General features: G+C 65.8%; 15 protein-coding genes. 12 read left to right on the top strand and 3 right to left on the bottom strand.

Going from position 1 to position 19,486, the window contains the following annotated elements:
• Position 1: 1 nt before the first annotated feature.
• The 6 genes from ybgC (at position 2) to prfH (ending at position 4,941) form a co-directional block, all read left to right on the top strand.
• Positions 2–418: a tol-pal system-associated acyl-CoA thioesterase gene (gene ybgC / locus AB6724_RS19750; protein ID WP_369340250.1), complete on the top strand. Its 417-nt coding sequence runs from the start codon at positions 2–4 to the stop codon at positions 416–418.
• Positions 415–1,113, top strand: a complete 699-nt coding sequence (gene tolQ / locus AB6724_RS19745) for a protein TolQ (protein ID WP_369340249.1) — start codon at positions 415–417, stop codon at positions 1,111–1,113. The genes ybgC and tolQ overlap by 4 nt, the downstream gene beginning before the upstream one ends.
• A gap of 24 nt (positions 1,114–1,137) precedes the next feature.
• Positions 1,138–1,566: a biopolymer transporter ExbD gene (locus tag AB6724_RS19740; protein ID WP_369340248.1), complete on the top strand. Its 429-nt coding sequence runs from the start codon at positions 1,138–1,140 to the stop codon at positions 1,564–1,566.
• A 71-nt stretch (positions 1,567–1,637) separates the two neighbouring features.
• A complete protein-coding gene (gene tolA, locus AB6724_RS19735) occupies positions 1,638–2,819 on the top strand; it encodes a cell envelope integrity protein TolA (RefSeq protein WP_369340247.1) in 1,182 nt (393 codons plus the stop codon).
• 389 nt (positions 2,820–3,208) lie between these two features.
• Positions 3,209–4,363 (top strand): RNA ligase RtcB family protein, encoded by a 1,155-nt coding sequence (locus tag AB6724_RS19730; protein ID WP_369340246.1) that lies wholly within the window; start codon positions 3,209–3,211, stop codon positions 4,361–4,363.
• On the top strand, positions 4,354–4,941 hold the full coding sequence (gene prfH / locus AB6724_RS19725) for a peptide chain release factor H (RefSeq protein WP_369340245.1): 588 nt from the start codon (positions 4,354–4,356) through the stop codon (positions 4,939–4,941). The genes AB6724_RS19730 and prfH overlap by 10 nt, the downstream gene beginning before the upstream one ends.
• Before the next feature lie 73 nt (positions 4,942–5,014).
• On the opposite strand, the gene AB6724_RS19720 is transcribed toward prfH, so the two are convergent.
• Entirely contained in the window at positions 5,015–5,773 is a 759-nt protein-coding gene (locus AB6724_RS19720; protein WP_369340244.1) for a sulfite exporter TauE/SafE family protein, read from the bottom strand.
• Between the two features lie 146 nt (positions 5,774–5,919).
• Here AB6724_RS19720 and AB6724_RS19715 point away from each other — a divergent pair, with 146 nt between their 5' ends.
• On the top strand, positions 5,920–6,867 hold the full coding sequence (locus AB6724_RS19715) for a LysR family transcriptional regulator (protein ID WP_369340243.1): 948 nt from the start codon (positions 5,920–5,922) through the stop codon (positions 6,865–6,867).
• Positions 6,868–6,882: 15 nt separating this feature from the next.
• Here the strand turns inward: AB6724_RS19715 and AB6724_RS19710 are convergent, their stop codons facing one another.
• Positions 6,883–8,640 carry a methyl-accepting chemotaxis protein gene (locus AB6724_RS19710; protein ID WP_369340242.1) on the bottom strand — a complete coding sequence of 586 codons (1,758 nt, stop codon included), beginning with the start codon at positions 8,638–8,640 and terminating at the stop codon, positions 6,883–6,885.
• Positions 8,641–8,837: 197 nt separating this feature from the next.
• Between AB6724_RS19710 and trhP the strand changes: the two genes are divergently transcribed.
• From trhP to AB6724_RS19685, 5 genes are all read left to right on the top strand, one after another.
• On the top strand, positions 8,838–10,205 hold the full coding sequence (gene trhP, locus AB6724_RS19705) for a prephenate-dependent tRNA uridine(34) hydroxylase TrhP (protein WP_369340241.1): 1,368 nt from the start codon (positions 8,838–8,840) through the stop codon (positions 10,203–10,205).
• A 153-nt stretch (positions 10,206–10,358) separates the two neighbouring features.
• Positions 10,359–11,222 carry a plasmid replication/partition related protein gene (locus tag AB6724_RS19700; RefSeq protein WP_369340240.1) on the top strand — a complete coding sequence of 288 codons (864 nt, stop codon included), beginning with the start codon at positions 10,359–10,361 and terminating at the stop codon, positions 11,220–11,222.
• Positions 11,223–11,367: 145 nt separating this feature from the next.
• Complete coding sequence (locus AB6724_RS19695) at positions 11,368–14,595, top strand: response regulator (RefSeq protein WP_369340239.1); 3,228 nt, start codon at positions 11,368–11,370, stop codon at positions 14,593–14,595.
• On the top strand, positions 14,592–15,719 hold the full coding sequence (locus AB6724_RS19690; protein WP_369340238.1) for a response regulator: 1,128 nt from the start codon (positions 14,592–14,594) through the stop codon (positions 15,717–15,719). Before AB6724_RS19695 ends, AB6724_RS19690 begins: the two co-directional genes overlap by 4 nt.
• Before the next feature lie 199 nt (positions 15,720–15,918).
• Positions 15,919–16,305 (top strand): VOC family protein, encoded by a 387-nt coding sequence (locus AB6724_RS19685; RefSeq protein ID WP_369340237.1) that lies wholly within the window; start codon positions 15,919–15,921, stop codon positions 16,303–16,305.
• Positions 16,306–16,377: 72 nt separating this feature from the next.
• Here the strand turns inward: AB6724_RS19685 and AB6724_RS19680 are convergent, their stop codons facing one another.
• On the bottom strand, positions 16,378–19,290 hold the full coding sequence (locus AB6724_RS19680) for an aconitate hydratase (protein WP_369340236.1): 2,913 nt from the start codon (positions 19,288–19,290) through the stop codon (positions 16,378–16,380).
• Positions 19,291–19,486: the final 196 nt, after the last annotated feature.

The raw sequence follows: 19,486 nt of genomic DNA, 5'->3' as shown, positions 1-19,486 counted from the left end.
CATGGCCTTTGAATTTCCGATTCGCGTGTATTGGGAGGACACCGATGCCGGCGGCGTCGTGTTCTATGCCAACTACCTCAAGTTCTTCGAGCGTGCGCGCACCGAATGGTTGAGGTCGCTGGGCATATCCCAGCACAGCCTGCGGGAACAAACCGGCGGAATCTTTGTCGTAACCTCTGCGCAGCTCGAATATCTGCGCCCGGCACGGCTGGATGACCAACTTATTGTTACCGCAAAGCTGCAAAGTGCCGGTCGTGCTTCGCTCACAATCACGCAGCAAGCGCTGCTGCCGAGTACCGACGATCAATCAAGCGAGCCCGCGCTGCTGTGCGCGGGCTCCATCCGAATTGGGTGGGTGGATGGCTCAACCATGCGCCCCGCGAGAATTCCGAACCGCATCCTGGAGCAACTTTCATGAACTCCCAAGACATGTCCATCCTGAGCCTCGTCATGCAGGCGAGCTGGGTGGTGCAAATGGTCATGCTGATACTGGTGGTCGCATCCATCGCCAGCTGGGCCACCATCTTCCGCAAGGCCCAGACCTTGAAGCGCGTGCGCTCGCTCAACGACAACTTCGAGCAGGACTTCTGGTCCGGCACCAGCCTCAACGACCTCTATGCCTCGGCGGCGCAGAACGCCAAGAGCGGCGGCCCCATGGAGCGCATTTTTGCCAGCGGCATGCGCGAGTACCAGAAGCTGCGCGAGCGCCGCATCGGCGATGTCGCCACGCTGATGGACGGCACGCGTCGCGCCATGCGCGCCAGCTTCCAGCGCGAGCTCGACGAAATCGAGTCCGGCCTGTCCTTTCTGGGCACCGTGGCCTCGGTCTCGCCCTATGTGGGCCTGTTCGGCACCGTCTGGGGCGTGATGCACGCCTTCACGGGCTTTGCCAATATGGAGCAGATCACGCTGGCCACCGTGGCCCCCGGCATTGCCGAGGCCCTGGTGGCCACGGCCATGGGCCTGTTCGCCGCCATTCCGGCCGTGACGGCCTACAACCGCTATGCCCACAACATCGACCGCATCGCCAGCCAGGAAGAGACCTTCATCGAAGAGTTCTCCAACATCCTGCAGCGCAATGTGGGCGCCACCACCAGTGCCTCCGGCCATTGATGGCGCACAGCAAGGAGTGACTCCATGCCTGCCATGAGTTCACGCGGCCGCAACCGCCGCACCGTCAACGAGATCAATATGGTGCCCTTCATCGACGTGATGCTGGTGCTGCTCATCATCTTCATGGTGACGGCGCCCATGCTCACGCCGGGCTCCATCAACGTGCCCAGCGCCGGCAAGTCCTCGCGCCCGCCGACCAAGAACATCGCCTATGTGCTGCTGGACAAGGACGGCAGCGTCAAGTTCAAGAACGGCGACAGCACGCAGACCGTCAAGCTCGATGACCTCAAGGGCCTGGCCCAGTCCTGGCAAGAAGGCCAGAGCGAGGACAGCGCCATCCAGATCGTGGCCGACAAGGGCCTGCCCTTCGACGATGTCATGAAAGCCCACACCACGCTCTCCAAGGCCGGCGTCAAGCGCATTGCCTTCGGCGTGGTCTCCTCCAGCAATTGATCCCATCTCCATGAAGCGCTGCGCCGGATTGCAGGCTTGAACCTGCAGCCAGCGCGGACCACCAAGTCACCATGCCTCACCAGCAAGATCGCGATCAGTTTGCCCCGCCCCGCTCCCAGGGCCGGGCGCGCTCCTGGTCGCTGGCCCTGGCCGCGCACGGGCTGCTGATCGCGGCCCTGCTGTGGACGGTGCGCCCTCCCAAGGAAGCCGAAGAAGCCATGGTTGCGGCCGAGGTCTGGAGCAGTGCCGCTCCGGCCTCTGCCGCAAGCGTGACGCCACCGCCGGCTCCGCCCGAACCCGTTCCCGAACCGGCACCCGAGCCTCCTCCACCGCCACCGGTTCCCGAACCCGTGGCTGCGCCCGTGCCCGCGCCGGCCCCCAAGGTCCAGGCCCATGACGACGAGCATGAGGCCGAGATAGCGCTGGCCAAAAAGAAGAAGCTGGAACAGCAGAAGAAGGAAAAGGCCGAGCAGGAAGCGCGCGAGGAACGCGAGAGAGAGCGCAAGGCCAAGGCCGAGAAGGAACACGAGGCCAAGCTCGAGAAGGAAAAGGCCGAGAAGGCAGAGAAGGCCCGCCAGGACAAGCTGGAAAAGCAGAAGGCGGAAAAAGCCGAGAGGGCCGAGAGAGAACACCGCGAAAAGCTCGAACAGGAGAAGAAGGACAAGGCGGCCAAGGACAAGGCGGCCAAGGAGAAGGCTGAAAAGGAGAAGGCCGAGAAGGACAAGGCCGCCAAGGAAAAGGCGGCCAAGGACAAAGCCGAGAAGGAAAAAGCGGAAAAGGCCGAGAAAGCCGCCAAGGAGAAAGCCGCGGCCGACAAGGCGGCCAAGGACGCCAAGGAGGCGGACGCCCGCCGCAAGACCGAGCTGGCGCGCCTGCAGGGCCTGGCCGGCGGTGCGGGCAGCGGCTCCGGCAGTGGCGGCAGCGACCATAGCGGCACCGGCGGCAGCCGCAGCGGCGGCGCGGGCAGCAGCGCGAGCGGCGGCCCGTCGGCCGGCTATGGCGCCAAGGTGGCCGCGCGGGTCAAGCCCAATATCGTCTATCCCGATGCGATCAGCGGCAACCCGCGTGCCGAGGTACATGTGCGCACCGCGCCCGACGGCACCATTACCGGCGCCACGATTGCCAAATCCAGCGGCAATGCCGCATGGGACGAGGCCGTGGTGCGTGCGCTGCAAAAAACCGACAAGCTGCCGCGCGATATCGACGGCAAGGTTCCGTCGGATCTGGTCATAGGCTTCAGGCCTCAGGACTGACGCGGGACTGTACCCCGATCTGCCCCAAGCCCCGCCGGCTCGGCCCGCGGGGCTTTTTCATATCTGTAGCCAATCCACAACGCGCCGACCTGCACGGCTTGCGCCGCCGCCCGCCAGTCCATAGCATGCGTTTCTTTGCCGCAATCCACGAAGGATTGCGCGCTTCCCCACTCACGCAAAGGAGAGAGCCATGTCCCAGACGACAAATCCCTTTGCAGTCGTGCACGCCTAAAGCCTTCTAGCGCTTCTCGCCACGCTGCAGACCTCGCCCGCCCCATGGAACGACATGGAGTCAGGCCTTGTGCTGCGCGTGAATTCCCGGATGCCTGCTGGCCGAGCAGGTCGCGACTGCCCATCGCCGATTTCATGCATTCGACCAAGGGCCATTCATGGGCAATTCTTTTTCGGACACCTACGTCAAGGTGTTCGCCAACCGCAGCGTCTGGATCGAGGACGCTGCCATCCAGCAACTTCACACCACGGCCGCCAACCTGGACGGCATCCGCGCCGCCGTGGGTCTGCCCGACCTGCATCCGGGCCGCGGCTATCCCGTAGGCGCGGCATTCTTCTCGGTAGGGCGCTTCTACCCGGCACTGGTCGGCGGCGACATAGGCTGCGGCATGTCCCTGTACGCGACCGGGCTGGCCGTGCACAGGACTTCGGCCGCCAAGCTCGAAAAAGCCGTGGGCAATATCGACGGCCCCCTGCCCCAGGAACTGCTGGACGCAGTAGACATGGAGCAACTGCAGCAGATCGCGCAGACCAGCGGCGTCGCCGACCTGGCCTATCTGCGGGAGAGCCTGGGCACCATAGGCGGCGGCAACCACTTCGCCGAGCTGCAGCAGGTCGAGACCCTCTACGAGGAAGGCACGCTCGACAAGAAGCGCGTGCACCTCATGGTGCACAGCGGCTCGCGCGGCCTGGGCGGCGCCATACTGCGCGAGCATGTGCAGCGCTTCAGCCACGACGGTCTGGCCGTCGGCACCGAAGCCGCAAGGCAATACCTGCTGCAGCACGCTGCCGCCATCGACTATGCGCAGCTCAACCGCCGCTGCATCGCCCAGCGCTTGCTGCGCGCGATCCGCACCCAGGGCGAGGCCCTGCTCGACATCACGCACAACCATGTGCTGCCCCACCACTGGCAGGGCCAGGACGGCTTTCTGCACCGCAAGGGCGCCACGCCGGCGGACCGCGGTCTGGTCGTCATTCCGGGCTCGCGCGGCGACTACAGCTATCTGGTCCGTCCCGTCGCCGGCAGGCACGAGGCCCTGGATTCGCTGGCCCACGGTGCCGGCCGCAAATGGGCGCGCACGGACTGCGCAGGCCGGCTGCGGCCCCGCTTCACGCTGGACGAGCTGCTGCGCACGCGCTTCGGCAGCGCCGTGGTCTGCGCGGACCGCGAACTGGTCTACGAGGAGGCGCCCCAGGCCTACAAGGATGTGGACTCCGTGGTCGCCAGCCTGCAGCAAGCCGGCCTGGTGGAGCTGGTCGCGCGCCTCAAGCCCCTGCTGACCTACAAGAAGGGAGCCATGCAATGCTGCTGATGCAACTGAGCTCAGCCCACGGCCCCGCCGAGTGCGAATACGCGCTGCAGCTGACGCTGCGCAAACTGCTGCAGGCCTGCGCCGCCGAGGACCTGGCCGTCGAGGTGCTGGAGGAGTCCCGCACCCCGGCCGGCTACAGGTCGGTGCTGCTGCGCTGCGAGCGCGAGACGCCCGCACTGCGCGAATGGCTGGGCACCATCCAGTGGATCTTCGCCAGCCCCTTCCGGCCCCGGCATCCGCGCAAGAACTGGTTCGTCGCCGTGCAGCGCTGCGAGCCGCCGCGCCAGCTGCCCACGGACGGCGAGATCCAGTTCCAGTCCTGCAAGGCTTCGGGCAAGGGCGGCCAGCATGTCAACACCACGGACTCGGCCGTCCATGCCCTGCATGTGGCCAGCGGGATTGCCGTCAAGGTCATGAGCGAACGCAGCCAGCATGCCAACAAGCGGCTGGCGCGCGAGCTGCTGGCCATCAAGCTGGCGCAGCACAATGCGCACAGCGAGGGGCAGGCACAGCGCCTGCGCAGCCTGCAGCACCGGGAAGTCGAGCGCGGCCAGGCCGTCAAGGTCTTCCGCCTGTAACCGTCCCTGGGCGGATTTGCCGCCCGCCTCGCGAACGCTGGGGCGGCGGCAATGTCGCTGTGGCCCCTGCCACTCAGAAGCACAGGTAGACACCCAGGACCAGCAGACTGAACATCAGCAGCTTTTTAAAAAGCTCGGGCGAGAGTTTTTCGCGCAGCAGCTCGCCCCAGTGCATGCCGGCCAGTGCCGGAATCAGCATCAGGGCCGAAGCCAGCAGTCCCAACCCCATCTCCTGCGCCTGCGCACCCAGGCCTTGGCCCTGCCAGAGCAAACCGGCTCCCAGGGCCAGGGTGGAGGTGGTAAAGCACAGGCCCATGGCCTGCATGAGCGCGGGACGAGACAGGCCCAGCGACTGCAGAAAGGCCACGGCAGGCACGACAAAGACACCGGTCACCGCCGTGATGACCCCCGTCAGCAGGCCGCATACCGCGCCCAGCCAGGCCTGGTGCGGCGGCGGCGTCTGCCAGCGCAGGCCCGACAGCCCCCACAGGGCATACATCACCAGCGCCAGGCCCAACGCCGGCCTGGCTGCGGGCAGGCGGCCGACTCCGCCCCAGAGGGCCCCACCTCCCAGCGTGCCCAGCACAATGCCCAGCAGCATCCAGCCCAGACGCTGCAACAAGGGCCGCAAGCCCGCCACAGGCCGCATCTGCACCAGATTCGTCACCAGCGAGGGCAAAAGCAGCAAGGCTGCGGCCTGCGCGGGCGGCATGAACACCGCCAGCAAGGCCATGGAGACCGTGGGCAAGCCCAGGCCCACCACGCCCTTGACACAACCTGCCAGTCCAAACACGGCAATGGCTGCCGCAGCCATCCAGCCTTCATTCCACATCTTCAATCCTTCGTATCATCCGAACTATCAAACGCAGACAAAAATCATTTTTCTCTTGCATAACGCAGATAATCCGGCGATAGAAGAGGCTTGACCAGCGGGATTATTCAAATCCAGACTTCGTATAAACCTTAGGCTTGAATCCCATGCGCTTCGATCTGACCGACCTCCAGCTGTTTGTGCATGTCCTCGACAGCGGCACGCTGACGGCGGCGGCCCAGCGCAGCCATCTCACGCCGGCCTCGGCCAGCGAACGCGTGCGCGGCATGGAGGAGCTTCTGGGCACGGCCCTGCTGGTCCGCCAAGCACGCGGCGTGCAGCCCACGGCAGCCGGCCATACGCTGGGCCAGCACGCGCGCCAGGTGCTGCGGCAGATGCAGAGCCTGCGCGGCGCCATGGGCGATTTCGGCTCGGGCCTGGCCGCCCAGGTGCGCCTGCGCGGCAATACCTCGGCCATACGCGAGCACCTGCCTCTGGCCATCAGCGGCTTTTTGCAGCAGCACCCGCAGCTGGCACTGGAGCTGCAGGAATGCCCGAGCACCGAGGTGCTGGACGGCCTGCGCCAAGGCCTGTGCGATCTGGGCGTGGCCGCCTGGGATGCGGACCAGCCGCCGCCACTGGCCGACCTGGACTGCAGTCCCTGGCGCAGCGACCAGCTGGTGGCCGTGCTTGCGGCCGAACATCCGCTGGCCACGCGCTCCAGTCTGGCGCTAGCCGACATCGTCCATGAAAACTGGGTGGGCCTGCCGCGCGATTCGGCGCTGCAGCAGCTGCTGCTGAAGCAGGCCCTGCTGCTGGAAAAGGCCGCCGTCGCCAGCAAGCCCCATCTCATGAGCAGCGCGCTGCGCCTGCGCGTGCAACTACCCCACCCCGAGGGCCTGTGCCAGCTGGTCGGGCAGAACGTGGGCCTCTGCGTTCTGCCTGCGGCCGCGGTCCGGCGCCATGCGGCCGCCACCGGGGTCGTTGCCGTGCCGCTCTGCGATGCCTGGGCCAGGCGCCAGCTCTGGCTGTGCACGGCCAAAGGCATTTCGCCATCCGCTCCCGCAGGCCGGCTGCTGGCCCATCTGCGCCGGGAGTCCGCCGGCCAACCCTAGCCGCCAGCACCGGGCTCAGAAGCTCTCCCAGTCGCCCCCATCATCGCGCGCGGATGCAGGCGCGGCTGCGGCCGTGCCGGCCGAGGCCAGCGCGGGCGGGCGCTTGGGCATGGCAGCCGTGGGCCTGGCCGCTGCAGGCCTAGCGGTCTGGCGGGGCACGGCGGCAGGGCGGGCAAGAGGCGCGGGCTGGCTCTGGCGCTGCATGCCGGCCGCGCCCGCAACCTTGAAGCGCGCCACGGCCTCCTGCAGGCGGCGGGTCTGTGCCTCCTGCGAGCCCGCAGCGGCTGCGGCCTCTTCCACCAGGGCCGCGTTCTGCTGGGTGTTCTGGTCCATCTGGGACACGGCCTGGTTGACCTGGGCAATGCCCGAGGCCTGCTCCTGAGAGGCGGCCGAGATCTCGCCCATGATGTCGGTCACGCGGCGTACCGAGGCCAGGATCTGCTGCACCAGCTCGCCGGCCTGCTCGGCCTGCTTGGAGCCCAGATCCACCTGGGTCACCGAGTCCTCGATCAGGCTCTTGATCTCCTTGGCTGCCGTGGCCGAGCGCTGGGCCAGGGCCCGCACCTCGGAGGCCACCACGGCAAAGCCCTTGCCCTGTTCGCCGGCGCGCGCCGCCTCCACGGCGGCATTGAGCGCCAGGATATTGGTCTGGAACGCAATGCTGTCGATGACGGTGACGATCTCCGCCATGCGCCGGGAGCCGTCGGCCAGCGCACGTATGGTGGCCACGGCTTCGGTGCCGGCCTGGCCGCCGCGCTCGGCCACCTCGAGGCTGCTGGCCGCCAGCTGGTTGGCCTGGCGCGCGTTGTCGGCGTTCTGGCGCACGGTGGAAGACAGCTGCTCCATGCTGGCCGCGGTCTGCTGCAGGGCCGAGGCCTGCTGCTCGGTACGGCCGCTCAGATTGGCATTGCCCAGCGCGATCTCCTGGGCCGCGACACCGATCTCGCCCACGCCCTGGCGCACTTCGGTCACCATGTCGCCGAGGCTGTCCTGCATGCTCTGCAGCGCGGCCATGAGGCGGCCGATCTCGTGCCGGGCCTGTGGAATGCGTCCCGTGAGATCACCCCGGGCCACGGTCTCCAGCACGCTGTTGGCTTCGTCCAGCGGGCGCAGCACCTGGCCGCGGATGAACAGCCAGCAGCCCAGGGCCAGCACCAGACCCAGAGCCATGAGCACCGCATTGCCCAGCATGGCCTGGGAGGCCGAGGCCTGGGCCTGGGCAATCAGGCTTTGCGAGCGCTGGTTGGACGCATCGAGATAGGCGCGGATAGCCGCCTCCAGCCCCTGCAGCGCATTGCGGCGCTCGGCGCGCATGGCCGTGCCGTAATACGCTTCCTCGTTGCCGCTGCGCAAGGCCTGGGCGCTGCGCTGTGCCATGTCCTTGTAGACCGCAAAGGCCTGGGCCACGGCGCGGGCCCGCTCCTGCTCCTCGGGCAGGGCCTTGGCCTCGGCTTCGGCCAGCAAGGCCTGGGCCTGCTTGTCGGCATTGGCCAGGGCTTTTTCCGCATCGCCCACGGCTTCCTGCAGCGCGGCCTTGTCGCCGCGCAGCAGCTCGCGGTAGCCCGTGGAGAACTCCAGCCGGTTTTCCACGATGTGGATCTGCATCTGCTTGATGGCCAGCAGCCGTCCGTGAAAGAAGTCGTACTGCGCCTGCGTGCCCGTTGCGCCCTTGATGGCGCTGTGCAGGCCTTCGCCGGCGGCCACGGCCAGCGCCAGCAGCATCAGGACCAGCACCAGGATCAGCCCTCTGCGGATACTCAGATATCGGAACATCAAAAACTCCCTTATGAGCCATGGCCCGCGCCCCAAGCACGGCTGACCATGGCGGCAGCCAGATTTTGCGTAGCCCCCAACCCGCGCATCGCCCGAAAAACAGGGCTTAGCCCGCCCAGCCCGGACGATAGCGAGAGCCTAGGCCAGCCCCCCACGCAACGCAATGGCAAACGGTTTGCGGGACAATACGCGCCATCATGACCCTCAAAGCCCCCGAACTGCTGCTGCCTGCCGGCTCGCTCGACAAGATGCGCGCCGCCTACGATTTCGGCGCCGACGCCGTCTACGCCGGCCAGCCGCGCTACAGCCTACGCGCGCGCAACAACGAATTCCGCCTGGAGCAGATCGGCCAGGGCATTGCCGAGGCCCATGCGCGCGGCAAGAAGTTCTTCCTGACCAGCAATCTGATTGCGCACAACGACAAGGTGCGCACCTATCTGCGCGACATCGAGCCCATCATCGCCATGAAGCCCGACGCCATGATCATGGCCGACCCCGGGCTCATCATGATGGTCAAGGAAAAGTGGCCCGAGCAGGAAATTCATCTGTCCGTGCAGGCCAACACCACCAACCACGCCACCGTGAAGTTCTGGCAGAAGATGGGCGTCTCGCGCATCATCCTGTCGCGCGAGCTGAGCCTGGACGAGATCGAAAAGATCCGCCAGGAATGCCCCGACATGGAGCTGGAAGTGTTTGTGCACGGCGCGCTGTGCATCGCCTACTCGGGCCGCTGCCTGCTGTCGGGCTACTTCAACCGCCGCGACCCCAACCAGGGCACTTGCACCAACGCCTGCCGCTGGGATTACAAGACGCACGACGCGGCCGTGGACCCCAATACCGGCGAGGCGCTGGGCCAGACCATGGAAAACGGCTTCAACTTCGAAGAAGCCAAGAACGATCTGGACAACCAGTTCACCAGCACCTGCGGCGACCAGCAGCGCCATCCCAAGGCCGATGCCATCTATCTGCTCGAGGAAAAAGGCCGCCCCGGCGAGCTCATGCCCATCATGGAAGATGAGCATGGCACTTACATCATGAACTCCAAGGACCTGCGTGCCGTGGAGCATGTGGAGCGCCTGACCAAGATCGGCGTGGATTCGCTGAAGATCGAAGGCCGCACCAAGAGCCTGTACTACGTGGCCCGCACGGCCCAGGTCTACCGCCGCGCCATCGACGACGCCGTGGCCGGCCGCCCGTTCAACCCCGAGCTGATCACCGAACTCGAGGGCCTGGCCAACCGCGGCTATACCGGCGGCCTGCTGGAGCGCCGTCCCGCCAACGACTACCAGAACTACGAAACCGGCCACAGCGTGCTGCAGCGCAGCCACTTTGTGGGCGAGGTGCGCAGCTGGGCCGACGGCCTGGCCGAGGTCGAGACCAAGAACCGCTTCCAGGTCGGCGATACGCTGGAGATCATCCATCCCCAGGGCAATCGCCAGGTCAAACTGGAGAAGATGTTCAACCTCGAAGGCCAACCCGTGGAAGTCGCCCAGGGCAACCCGGTGCGCGTGCGCATTCCGCTCGAAGGCCCTGTGGACGGTGCGCTGATTTCGCGTCTGCTGTAAGCTCGAACCCGATCTTGCTTGCCAACGCCCCATGAGCTGGGGCGTTGCTCTTTTTTCCGCAGCTGGTTGCGCTTGACCTGCCTATTTATCAGATCGGTTTCTGCCCCAAATACAGAAACACCTTGCGCTAGCTGCTATCACTTCAAGAACACCATGGAACTCAAGATTGACGAAGGCCTGAAGGCCTATATCGACCCTCTGACCCCGGACGAGCACGAATCGCTGGAGCGCAGCATCCTCGCCGAAGGCTGCCGCGACTCCCTGGTGGTCTGGGGCGATCTGCTCATCGACGGCCACAACCGCTACGGCATCTGCCAGAAGCACGGCCTGCCGTTCAACACCGTGCAGGCCACGCAGTTCAAGAACATGGACGACGTGCACCTGTGGATGATCGACCAGCACCTGGGCCGCCGCTCAGTCTCGGACTTCCAGCGCGGCGTGCTGGCGCTGCGCAAGCGCGAGATCATTGCCGAGCGACGCGCTGCGGCAGCGGCTGCCGTGAACGCTGCCAAGGCCGCCCAGCCGGCAGGCGAGGAAGCCCCCTGGGAAGGCGAGACCGATCCCGTTGTGGCCCAGGCCCTGGCCAGCGTGGCCAAGGTGCCCGACGAAGCGCTGGACACGCGCGAAGCCCTGGCCCGCGCGGCCCGCCTCTCGGCCGGCCAGGTCAAGATGATCGAGACCATCCAGGAGAAAGCTGCGCCCGCCGTGGTGGCCGCCGTCAAGTCCGGCGAGCTCTCGCTCAATGCCGCGGCCGTGGTCGCCACCCTGCCCGAGGAAGAGCAGCAGGCCGTGGCCGCCGAAGGCGCCGACGCGCTCAAGCAGGCCGCCAAGCGCGTGCGCGATGCCAAGAAAAAGCCCAAGGCGGCCAAGGAAGCGGAAGCCGGCGACGAGCAGGCCGCGGCCCCCGCGGCATCGGCCGAAGAGCTGCAAGCCCGCGTGACGGAGCTGGAGGCCGAGAACGAACGCCTGCGCCAGCAGGTCAAGGCGCTGCAGGAGCTGCTGGCCGAACAGGTCTGACGGCTGAGCCGCCAGCCCCCGGGGATCCTTGCCCCGTCGGGCAAGGACCTGTTCCGTGTCGCCTGGACGGGTCTGGCGTTTTCTCTGGCCGCAGCCCATGCCAGAATGCCCCATGACATAAGCTGACCACGGCAAGGGGGAGTGCATGGGGTTCTCGGATAGCTTCGTTCGCCTGAGGGAACGCACCGCTCGCACCAGCGACCGGCCGGCCATCCACGACTACCTGCTCCACAGAATTCTCGGCATCGTGGTCCTGGCCTTCGCTGCCTTTGCCAGCGCCAATTACCTCGTCGTCACCCGCCCAGCACAAAAGGAGCTGGCCAATACGGCCATGGCACAGGCCTCGGAACAGGTGGACAACGATGTCAGCGCGCTGTTCGGCGCGGCCACCAGGCAGTTGAGCACGCTGCGGGAGTGGGGCCGCAGCGGAGTACTGGATACCGAGGAACCTCATACTTTTGCCAAGCTGCTCATCCCGGCCCTGAAGGCCCAGCGCCAGATCGCGGGGGCCATCTTCGCCGACGGACAGGGACGCTATATCGAACTCAACCCCGAGTCGGACCAAGGCTCGCGCTGGATCGTGCGCGTCGCCAACATTCCACGGGACGGCGCCGTGCAACGTTGGTTCCACTACGACGATGACGGACGGTTTTTGCGCAAGGAGCGGATCGAGCGCCTGTACGACGCACGCACCCGGCCCTGGTTCAAGGAAGCGCAGGCCGCGCCGACGGACCAGGTCCATTGGACCGCACCCTACCAATTCTTCGAGCGCCAGGACATCGGCATCACCGCCACCTTGCGCTGGGCCGAGCCGGCCACCGGCGAATCGTGGGTCGCGGCCCTGGACCTGCTGCTACAAGACCTCACCCGCTTCACCTCGCAGCTCCAGGTGGGCACGAATGGCAGCGCGACCCTGCTCACCCACGATGCCAGGCTGCTGACCCCTCCCCGCTTCCTGCCGCTATCCCCCGGCAGCAGCCCTGCGGTCTGGCTGTCCAAGTCACCTGAGCAAGCTGGCGCCACCAAGCTGGCGGCCGCGCTGTCCTCGTGGCGCGCGCAAGCCAGTCCCACCGACGCTCCGGTTTTTTTCCAGGTTGCCGCCGAACCCTGGATCGCGAGATTCCGGCCTTTGCAGTTCGGCGATCTGCACCTGCTGGTGGCGACGCTCGGCCCCCGCAGCGATTTCACTCTGACTACCAATTGGCATACTGCCGCCATGGGGTTGATGATCCTGGCCGTGCTGGGCCTGGTGTTCATGGTCGCGCATCGCTTTTCCAAACGATTCGCCGACATGGTGGACCATCTGGCAGCGCAGAGCGAGCGTATCGGTAGCCTGCAGCTCGACGAGCCCGTACAACTGTCCACGCACACCCGTGAAATCGACAAACTGGTCAGCGCCCAGGAGCGCATGCGCGTGATGCTGCTGGAGGCCACACGGGGCCTGGAGGCCAAGGTGGCGGAGCGCACCCGGGATCTGGAAAAGCTGGCGCACGAACAGCAGCGGCTGCTCGACCACCTGCGCATCGCCAAGCAAACCGCGGAGGAGGCCACCCAAGCCAAATCCATGTTCCTGGCCAATATGAGCCATGAGATTCGCACTCCCATGAACGCCATCATCGGCATGGCGCACCTGATCCAGAAAACTGATCTGTCGCCCAGGCAGCGCGACTATGTCGCGAAGATCCACGGCGCCGGCACGGCGCTGCTGGGGATCATCAACGACATCCTCGATTTCTCGAAGGTCGAGGCAGGCAAGCTCGAACTGGAAGAGGCGCTGCTCCGCCTGGACGAGGTGGTGGATGGCAGCCTCGCCCTAGTCGCGCAGAAGGCGACGGACAAAGGACTGGAGATGCTGTGCGACATCGACGCAGACGTACCCCTGACGCTGCGCGGTGACCCGCTGCGGCTCGGCCAGATCATCACCAATCTGCTCAGCAATGCGGTCAAGTTCACCGAGCACGGGCAGGTCATCATCCACGTAGGCCGTGCCGACCACGAAGGCCACCGCGTGCAATTGCGGTTCCAGATCAGCGATACGGGCATCGGCATGACGCAGCAGCAGGCAGCCCATGTGTTCGACGCATTCAGTCAGGCCGATGGATCTACGACACGCAAGTACGGCGGCACGGGGCTGGGACTGGCCATTTGCCAGCGCATCGTGGGCCTGATGGGGGGAACGATCCGAGTCGACTCCGCGCCGGGCCGGGGGAGCAGATTCAGCTTCACCGCATGGTTCACCAAGAATGATGACTCCCCGCAGCCGCGCCGGACCCTGCCCGAGGCGCTACAGGGTATGCGCGCCCTGGTGGTCGATGACAGCGCCGCAGTGCGCGAGCGGCTGTCGCAGACGCTGCAGAGCATGGGCCTCCAGCCCCATGCGGTTGCCTCGGGAGAGCAAGCCCTGCGCGCTCTGTCCACGACGCAGCAGCCCGCTTTCGGCGTAGCGTTCCTGGATACCGGGATGCCTGCCATGGATGAGCTTGAGACGGCGCAGATGCTGGCGCGCGCAGCGCCCAACCTGCCGGTCGTATTGCTTCAGCCCTTTGGCAAGGACGAGCGCGAAACCGCACTGGGGCGGACTGCAAACATCAAGGCCCTGCTGCACAAACCCGTGAGCGCGTCGTCCCTGGCCGACGTTCTGATCCAGCTCTTCGCGGTGCGCACCACGGCGGGCTCAGGAGCTGCCCTGCAGCAGCCCTTGCAAGGCACGAGGCTGCTGCTGGCCGAGGACAACGACATCAACCAGCAAATCGCCCGCGAATTGCTGGAGGGCGCGGGAGCCGAGGTGCAGCTCGCCGGCAACGGACGCGAAGCCCTGGAAATGCTCCGCTGCGCAGACCCTGGACACTATGACGTCGTGTTGATGGACCTGCAGATGCCGGAGATGGACGGCCTCGAAGCGACGCGGCGCCTTCGTGTCGACGCGCGGTTCGGCAGCCTGCCCATCATTGCCATGACCGCCCATGCCTTACCCGAGGAGCAGCGCCGGTGCATCGCTGCCGGCATGGTGGACCACATCGCCAAGCCGCTGGAGCCGGCCGTCGTGCTGCAGACGATCGCACGCTGGATTGGCCGGTTGCCCGACCGGCCAGCCACGCCCCGAAGCCCCGGCCAGACCGCCTCGCCCCCGGCCTGCCCTGGTGCGGCCTCGGACGCCGCCCGCCGGCTCGCAGCACTCCTCGCTCATGCGGATGGGGAGGCGGTGGATTACCTCTTCGATCACCTGGAGGCGCTAAAGACGCTGTTTGCGACGGACGACGACTTCGCGGCTTTTGAAGCGGAGGTGAGCAACTACAACTTCGATGCCGCATTGGAGCGTCTGGGGCGCAGAGCCCGGACTCTGGGCATCGCCCTTCAGGAGCAGCCTTCATGAGCAGCATCCACGATGCCTCTTTCCTGCCAACGGTCCTGATCGTCGACGACACGCCGCAGAACATCGCGTTCATGGCAGGGTTGCTCAAAGAACGCTACCGCACACGGATTGCCACCAATGGCGAGCGCGCATTGCAGGCTGCCGCCATGCTTCCCCCGCCCGACCTGATCCTGCTCGACATCATGATGCCCGACATGGACGGCTTCGAGGTCTGCCGCCGGTTGAAGGCCACTCCCGCCCTGCAGCAGATTCCCGTCATCTTCCTGACGGCCAAGACGGATGCCGAGGCCGAGCAGAAGGGCCTGGACTGCGGCGCGGTCGACTACATCACCAAGCCCATCTCGCCGCCCATCGCTCTGGCCCGGGTGCGCAACCACCTGGCGCTCAAGGCCGCCGCCGACCAGCTCCGGGACCAGAACCTGCGCCTCGAGGCCGAGGTCGCACAGCGCACGCGCCAGATTCAGCAGACCCAGGACGTGACCATCATGGCCATGGCCTCGCTCGCCGAAGCCCGCGACAACGAGACCGGCAACCATATCCGCCGCACTCAGCACTATGTGAGGCTGTTGGCGCAGGCGCTGCAGACGCACCCGCGGTTCTCGGGCTTCCTGAGCGATGAAGTCATCGATCTGTTGTTCAAATCCGCCCCGCTGCACGACATCGGCAAGGTCGGCATACCCGACGCCATCCTGCTAAAACCCGGCAAGCTCACACCCGAAGAGTTCGAGATCATGAAGACCCACACCACGCTGGGCAGGGACGCCATCACCCGGGCCGAGCAGCTCATGGACGAGCCCAGCACCTTTTTGCATCTCGCCTGCGAGATCGCATATTCCCACCAGGAGAAGTGGGACGGCTCAGGCTATCCGCAAGGCTTGGCGGGCGAGGCCATCCCTGTCTCGGCACGCCTGATGGCACTGGCCGATGTGTACGATGCCCTGATTTCCCGCCGGGTCTACAAGCCGCCCTTTCCCCACGAAGAGGCCGTGCACATCGTCCGGCAAGGCAGCGGCTCGCACTTCGATCCCGACATCGTGGCGGCCTTTCTCGCCATCCACGAATCGTTCCGCCAGGTAGCGCGGCAGTTCGCCGACGATCACGGCAAAGATCGACATCCTGATTGAGCTTTCAGCGCCCGGCTTCATCACTTCCACCGAGCCTTGCCAAGGTCCTGCATTTTTACATCTGGCAACAATAGCCAGACATGCCTGCTTGTGCGCGGCAGCCGTCTGCAGGAATATGGCAGGCCCGTTTGTCTCGCCTTCCCGCGGTCGCTCGGGCCTCGGGAGCCCTTACCTTCTCAGGCAATGCAAGGAGCACGATATGACAATGAATCCCGTTGGCTGGTTCGAGATCTATGTGCAGGACATGCCGCGCGCCAAGGCCTTCTACGAGGCCGTTCTGGGCTACCAGCTGCAGCCGCTGCCCATGCCCGGCGGAGAGCAGCCCGGCATGGAGATGTGGTCCTTCCCCGGCGCCATGGACAACGCGGGCGCCACCGGCTCGCTGGTGCGCATGCCCGGCTGCCCTTCCGGAGGCGGCGGCACGCTGATCTACTTTGCCTGCGAGGACTGCGCCGAGCAGGCCGCAAGAGCCGCCAAGCACGGCGGCAGCATCCACCGTGAAAAATTCGCCATCGGCCCTTACGGCTTCATTGCCCTGGCCACGGATACCGAAGGCAATATGTTCGGGCTGCATTCGATGAAATAGCCAGCCCCCGCTCTACGAAAAAAGGCCTGCCCCGGTATGGAGCAGGCCTTTTTTGGCGGGATGCGGAGCCGGTCAGTCCAGCAGCTGCCTCAGCACATAGGGCAGGATGCCGCCATGGCGGTAGTAGTCGACCTCGATGGGCGTGTCGATGCGCAGCTTGACGGTCACCGACTGCTGGCTGCCGTCGGCGCGCGTGATCCGCAGCTCGGCATCGCTTTGCGGAGCCAGGTCGGCGGCGGGAACCACGTCGATGAACTCCTCGCCCGTCAGGCCCAGGCTTTGCCAGCTGTCGTCACCCTTGAACTGCAGCGGCAGCACGCCCATGCCCACGAGGTTGGAGCGGTGGATGCGCTCGAAGCTGCGCGCCACCACGGCCTTGATGCCCAGCAGCTGGGTGCCCTTGGCCGCCCAGTCGCGGCTGGAACCCGTGCCGTACTCCTCGCCGGCCAGCACCACGGTGGCGCGGCCCGCCGCCTGGTACTTCATGGCCGCGTCGTAGATCGGCAGCTTCTCGGACTTGCCCTGGCCATCGTGGTAGAGCGTGACTCCGCCCTCCTCGCGCGAGCCATCGGCCAGAGCGGGAATCATCAGGTTCTTGATGCGCACATTGGCGAAAGTGCCGCGCATCATCACCTCATGGTTGCCGCGCCGCGAGCCGTAGCTGTTGAAGTCGGCTTTGGTGACGCCGTGCTCCAGCAGCCACTTGCCCGCCGGAGAGCTCTCCTTGATGGAGCCCGCGGGCGAGATATGGTCGGTGGTGATGGAGTCGCCGAACAGCGCCATGACGCGTGCCTCATGCACGGCATAGGCATTGCCGTCCTTGCGCCCCGCAGCGCCCGCGCCATCTGCGCCAGGCGCTTGCAGATCCAGAGCAAAATCGGCAAAGAACGGCGGCTCGGCGATATAGGTGCTCTCGGGCCAAGTATAGGTGGCACCGGTCACGCCGTGGATTTTTTCCCAGAGTTTGCCGGGCTCGCTGGCCACCAGCTCGTAGTTGTCGCGGAAGGCCTCGCCGTCCATGGCGTACTTGAGCAGCTCCTGCACCTCCTCGCTGCTGGGCCAGATATCGCCCAGATACACATCCTTGCCGCCCTTGCCCTGGCCCACGGGCTCGGTCATCAGGTCCTTGAGCACCGTGCCCGCGATCGCATAGGCCACGACCAGCGGCGGGCTGGCCAGGAAGTTGGCCTTGAGGTTGGGGTGGATGCGCGCCTCGAAGTTGCGGTTGCCCGAGAGCACGGCCGCACAGACCAGATTGTTCTGCTGGATGGCGGCATTGATCTCGGGCGTGAGATCGCCCGCATTGCCGATGCAGGTGGTGCAGCCGTAGCCGGCCAGCGCAAAGCCCAGCTTTTCCAGGTAGGGCAGCAGCCCGGCCTTGGTCAGATAGCGCGTGACCAGGCGCGAGCCAGGGGCCAGCGAGGTTTTGATATGCGGCTTGACCTTGAGCCCGGCCTTGACCGCCTTCTTGGCCAGCAGGCCGGCCGCCAGCATGACGCTGGGGTTGGAGGTATTGGTGCAGCTGGTGATGGCGGCGATCAACACGTCGCCGTTGCCGATGCGCAGCGCCATATCGTCGCTCTTGGGCAGCTCGCAGACGGTGGGGGGCTCGCCCTGCGCGGCTTCCAGCGTCGGGCGGTTGCTTTCCATCTCCACCACCGAGCGTTGCTGGCCCGGCTGCAGCGAAGGCGCCTCGGAAGCGCACTCGCCATCGCCGCAGGCCACGCGAAAACGCTGCACCAGCCGCTCGGGAGGCTGGTTGAAGCCGTTGTTCGCCACCGGCGCGCTGAACAGCTCGCTGAACTTGGTGGCCACGCTGCCGATCTCGATGCGGTCCTGCGGGCGCTTGGGACCGGCCAGGCTCGGCGCCACACTGCCCAGGTCCAGCTTGACCACCTGGGTGTAGTCGATCTCGCCGGCCTTGGGCACGCCAAACAGCTTCTGCGCCTTGAAATAGGCTTCAAAGGCCTGAATCTCGCTCTTGGTGCGGCCCGTGCCCTTGAAGTAGTCGATGGTCTTGTCGTCCACCGGGAAGAAGCCCATGGTCGCGCCGTATTCGGGCGCCATATTGCCTATGGTGGCGCGGTCGGGCACGGCCAGGCTGCGCGTGCCTTCGCCGAAGAACTCGACGAACTTGCCCACCACTTTTTCCTTGCGCAGCAACTCGGTCACCGTGAGCACCAAATCGGTGGCCGTCACGCCCTCGCGCAGCTTGCCGGTCAGCTCGAAGCCCACCACGTCGGGCGTGAGGAAGTACACGGGCTGGCCCAGCATGGCCGCTTCGGCCTCGATGCCACCCACACCCCAGGCCACCACGCCTATGCCGTTGATCATGGTGGTGTGGCTGTCGGTGCCGACCAGGGTGTCGGGGTAGTAGACCGCGTCGCCCTTGCCGCTCTTGGCCTTGTGCACGCCGCGCGCCAGATATTCAAGATTGACCTGGTGCACGATGCCGAAGCCCGGAGGCACGACGCCGAAGGTGTCGAAGGCCTGCATGCCCCACTTCATGAACTGGTAGCGCTCCTGGTTGCGCTGGAACTCCAGCTTCATGTTCAGGTCCAGCGCCTTCTTGGTGCCGAAGTAGTCGACCATGATGGAATGGTCCACCACCAGATCCACGGGCACCAGCGGCTCTATGGCCTTGGGTTTCTTGCCCAGCTTGGCAGCCGTGCTGCGCATGGCGGCCAGGTCGGCCAGCAGCGGCACGCCCGTGAAGTCCTGCAGCACCACGCGCGCGACCACGAAGGGAATCTCGTCGGTGCGCTCGGCCTGGGGCTTCCAGCGCGCCAGCTGCGCCACATGCTCCTCGGTGATCTTGTTGCCATCGCAGTTGCGCAGCACTGACTCCAGCACGATGCGGATCGAGACCGGCAAGCGTTTGATCTCGGGAAACTGCTTGGCTAGCGCGGGCAGCGAGTAGAACTTGGCTTTCTTGCCCTCGGCCAGCTCAAAGGACTTCAGGGTTTTGGCAAAAGCATGCGACATCGTGAAATTCTCCATCGACAGGACACAGGAAAACGCTTTGCACCCATTGTGCACACAATGCCCGCGAAAAGCTTGTGCGGCAACGCCGGCAACGCAAACCTTGCTCGCATCGGGGCAAAAAAGAAGGCTATGTCCCCGTTGAGTGTGGAAAAACGCCGATAGCCGCGAGGAGCATGGCTTGCGGGGTTGGCAGGCG

The organism is Comamonas guangdongensis (genome assembly GCF_041079535.1).
Lineage (GTDB): Bacteria > Pseudomonadota > Gammaproteobacteria > Burkholderiales > Burkholderiaceae_C > Comamonas > Comamonas guangdongensis.
Note: the sequence above shows the minus strand (reverse complement) of the source record. Positions and strands in the feature narration are given on the sequence as shown.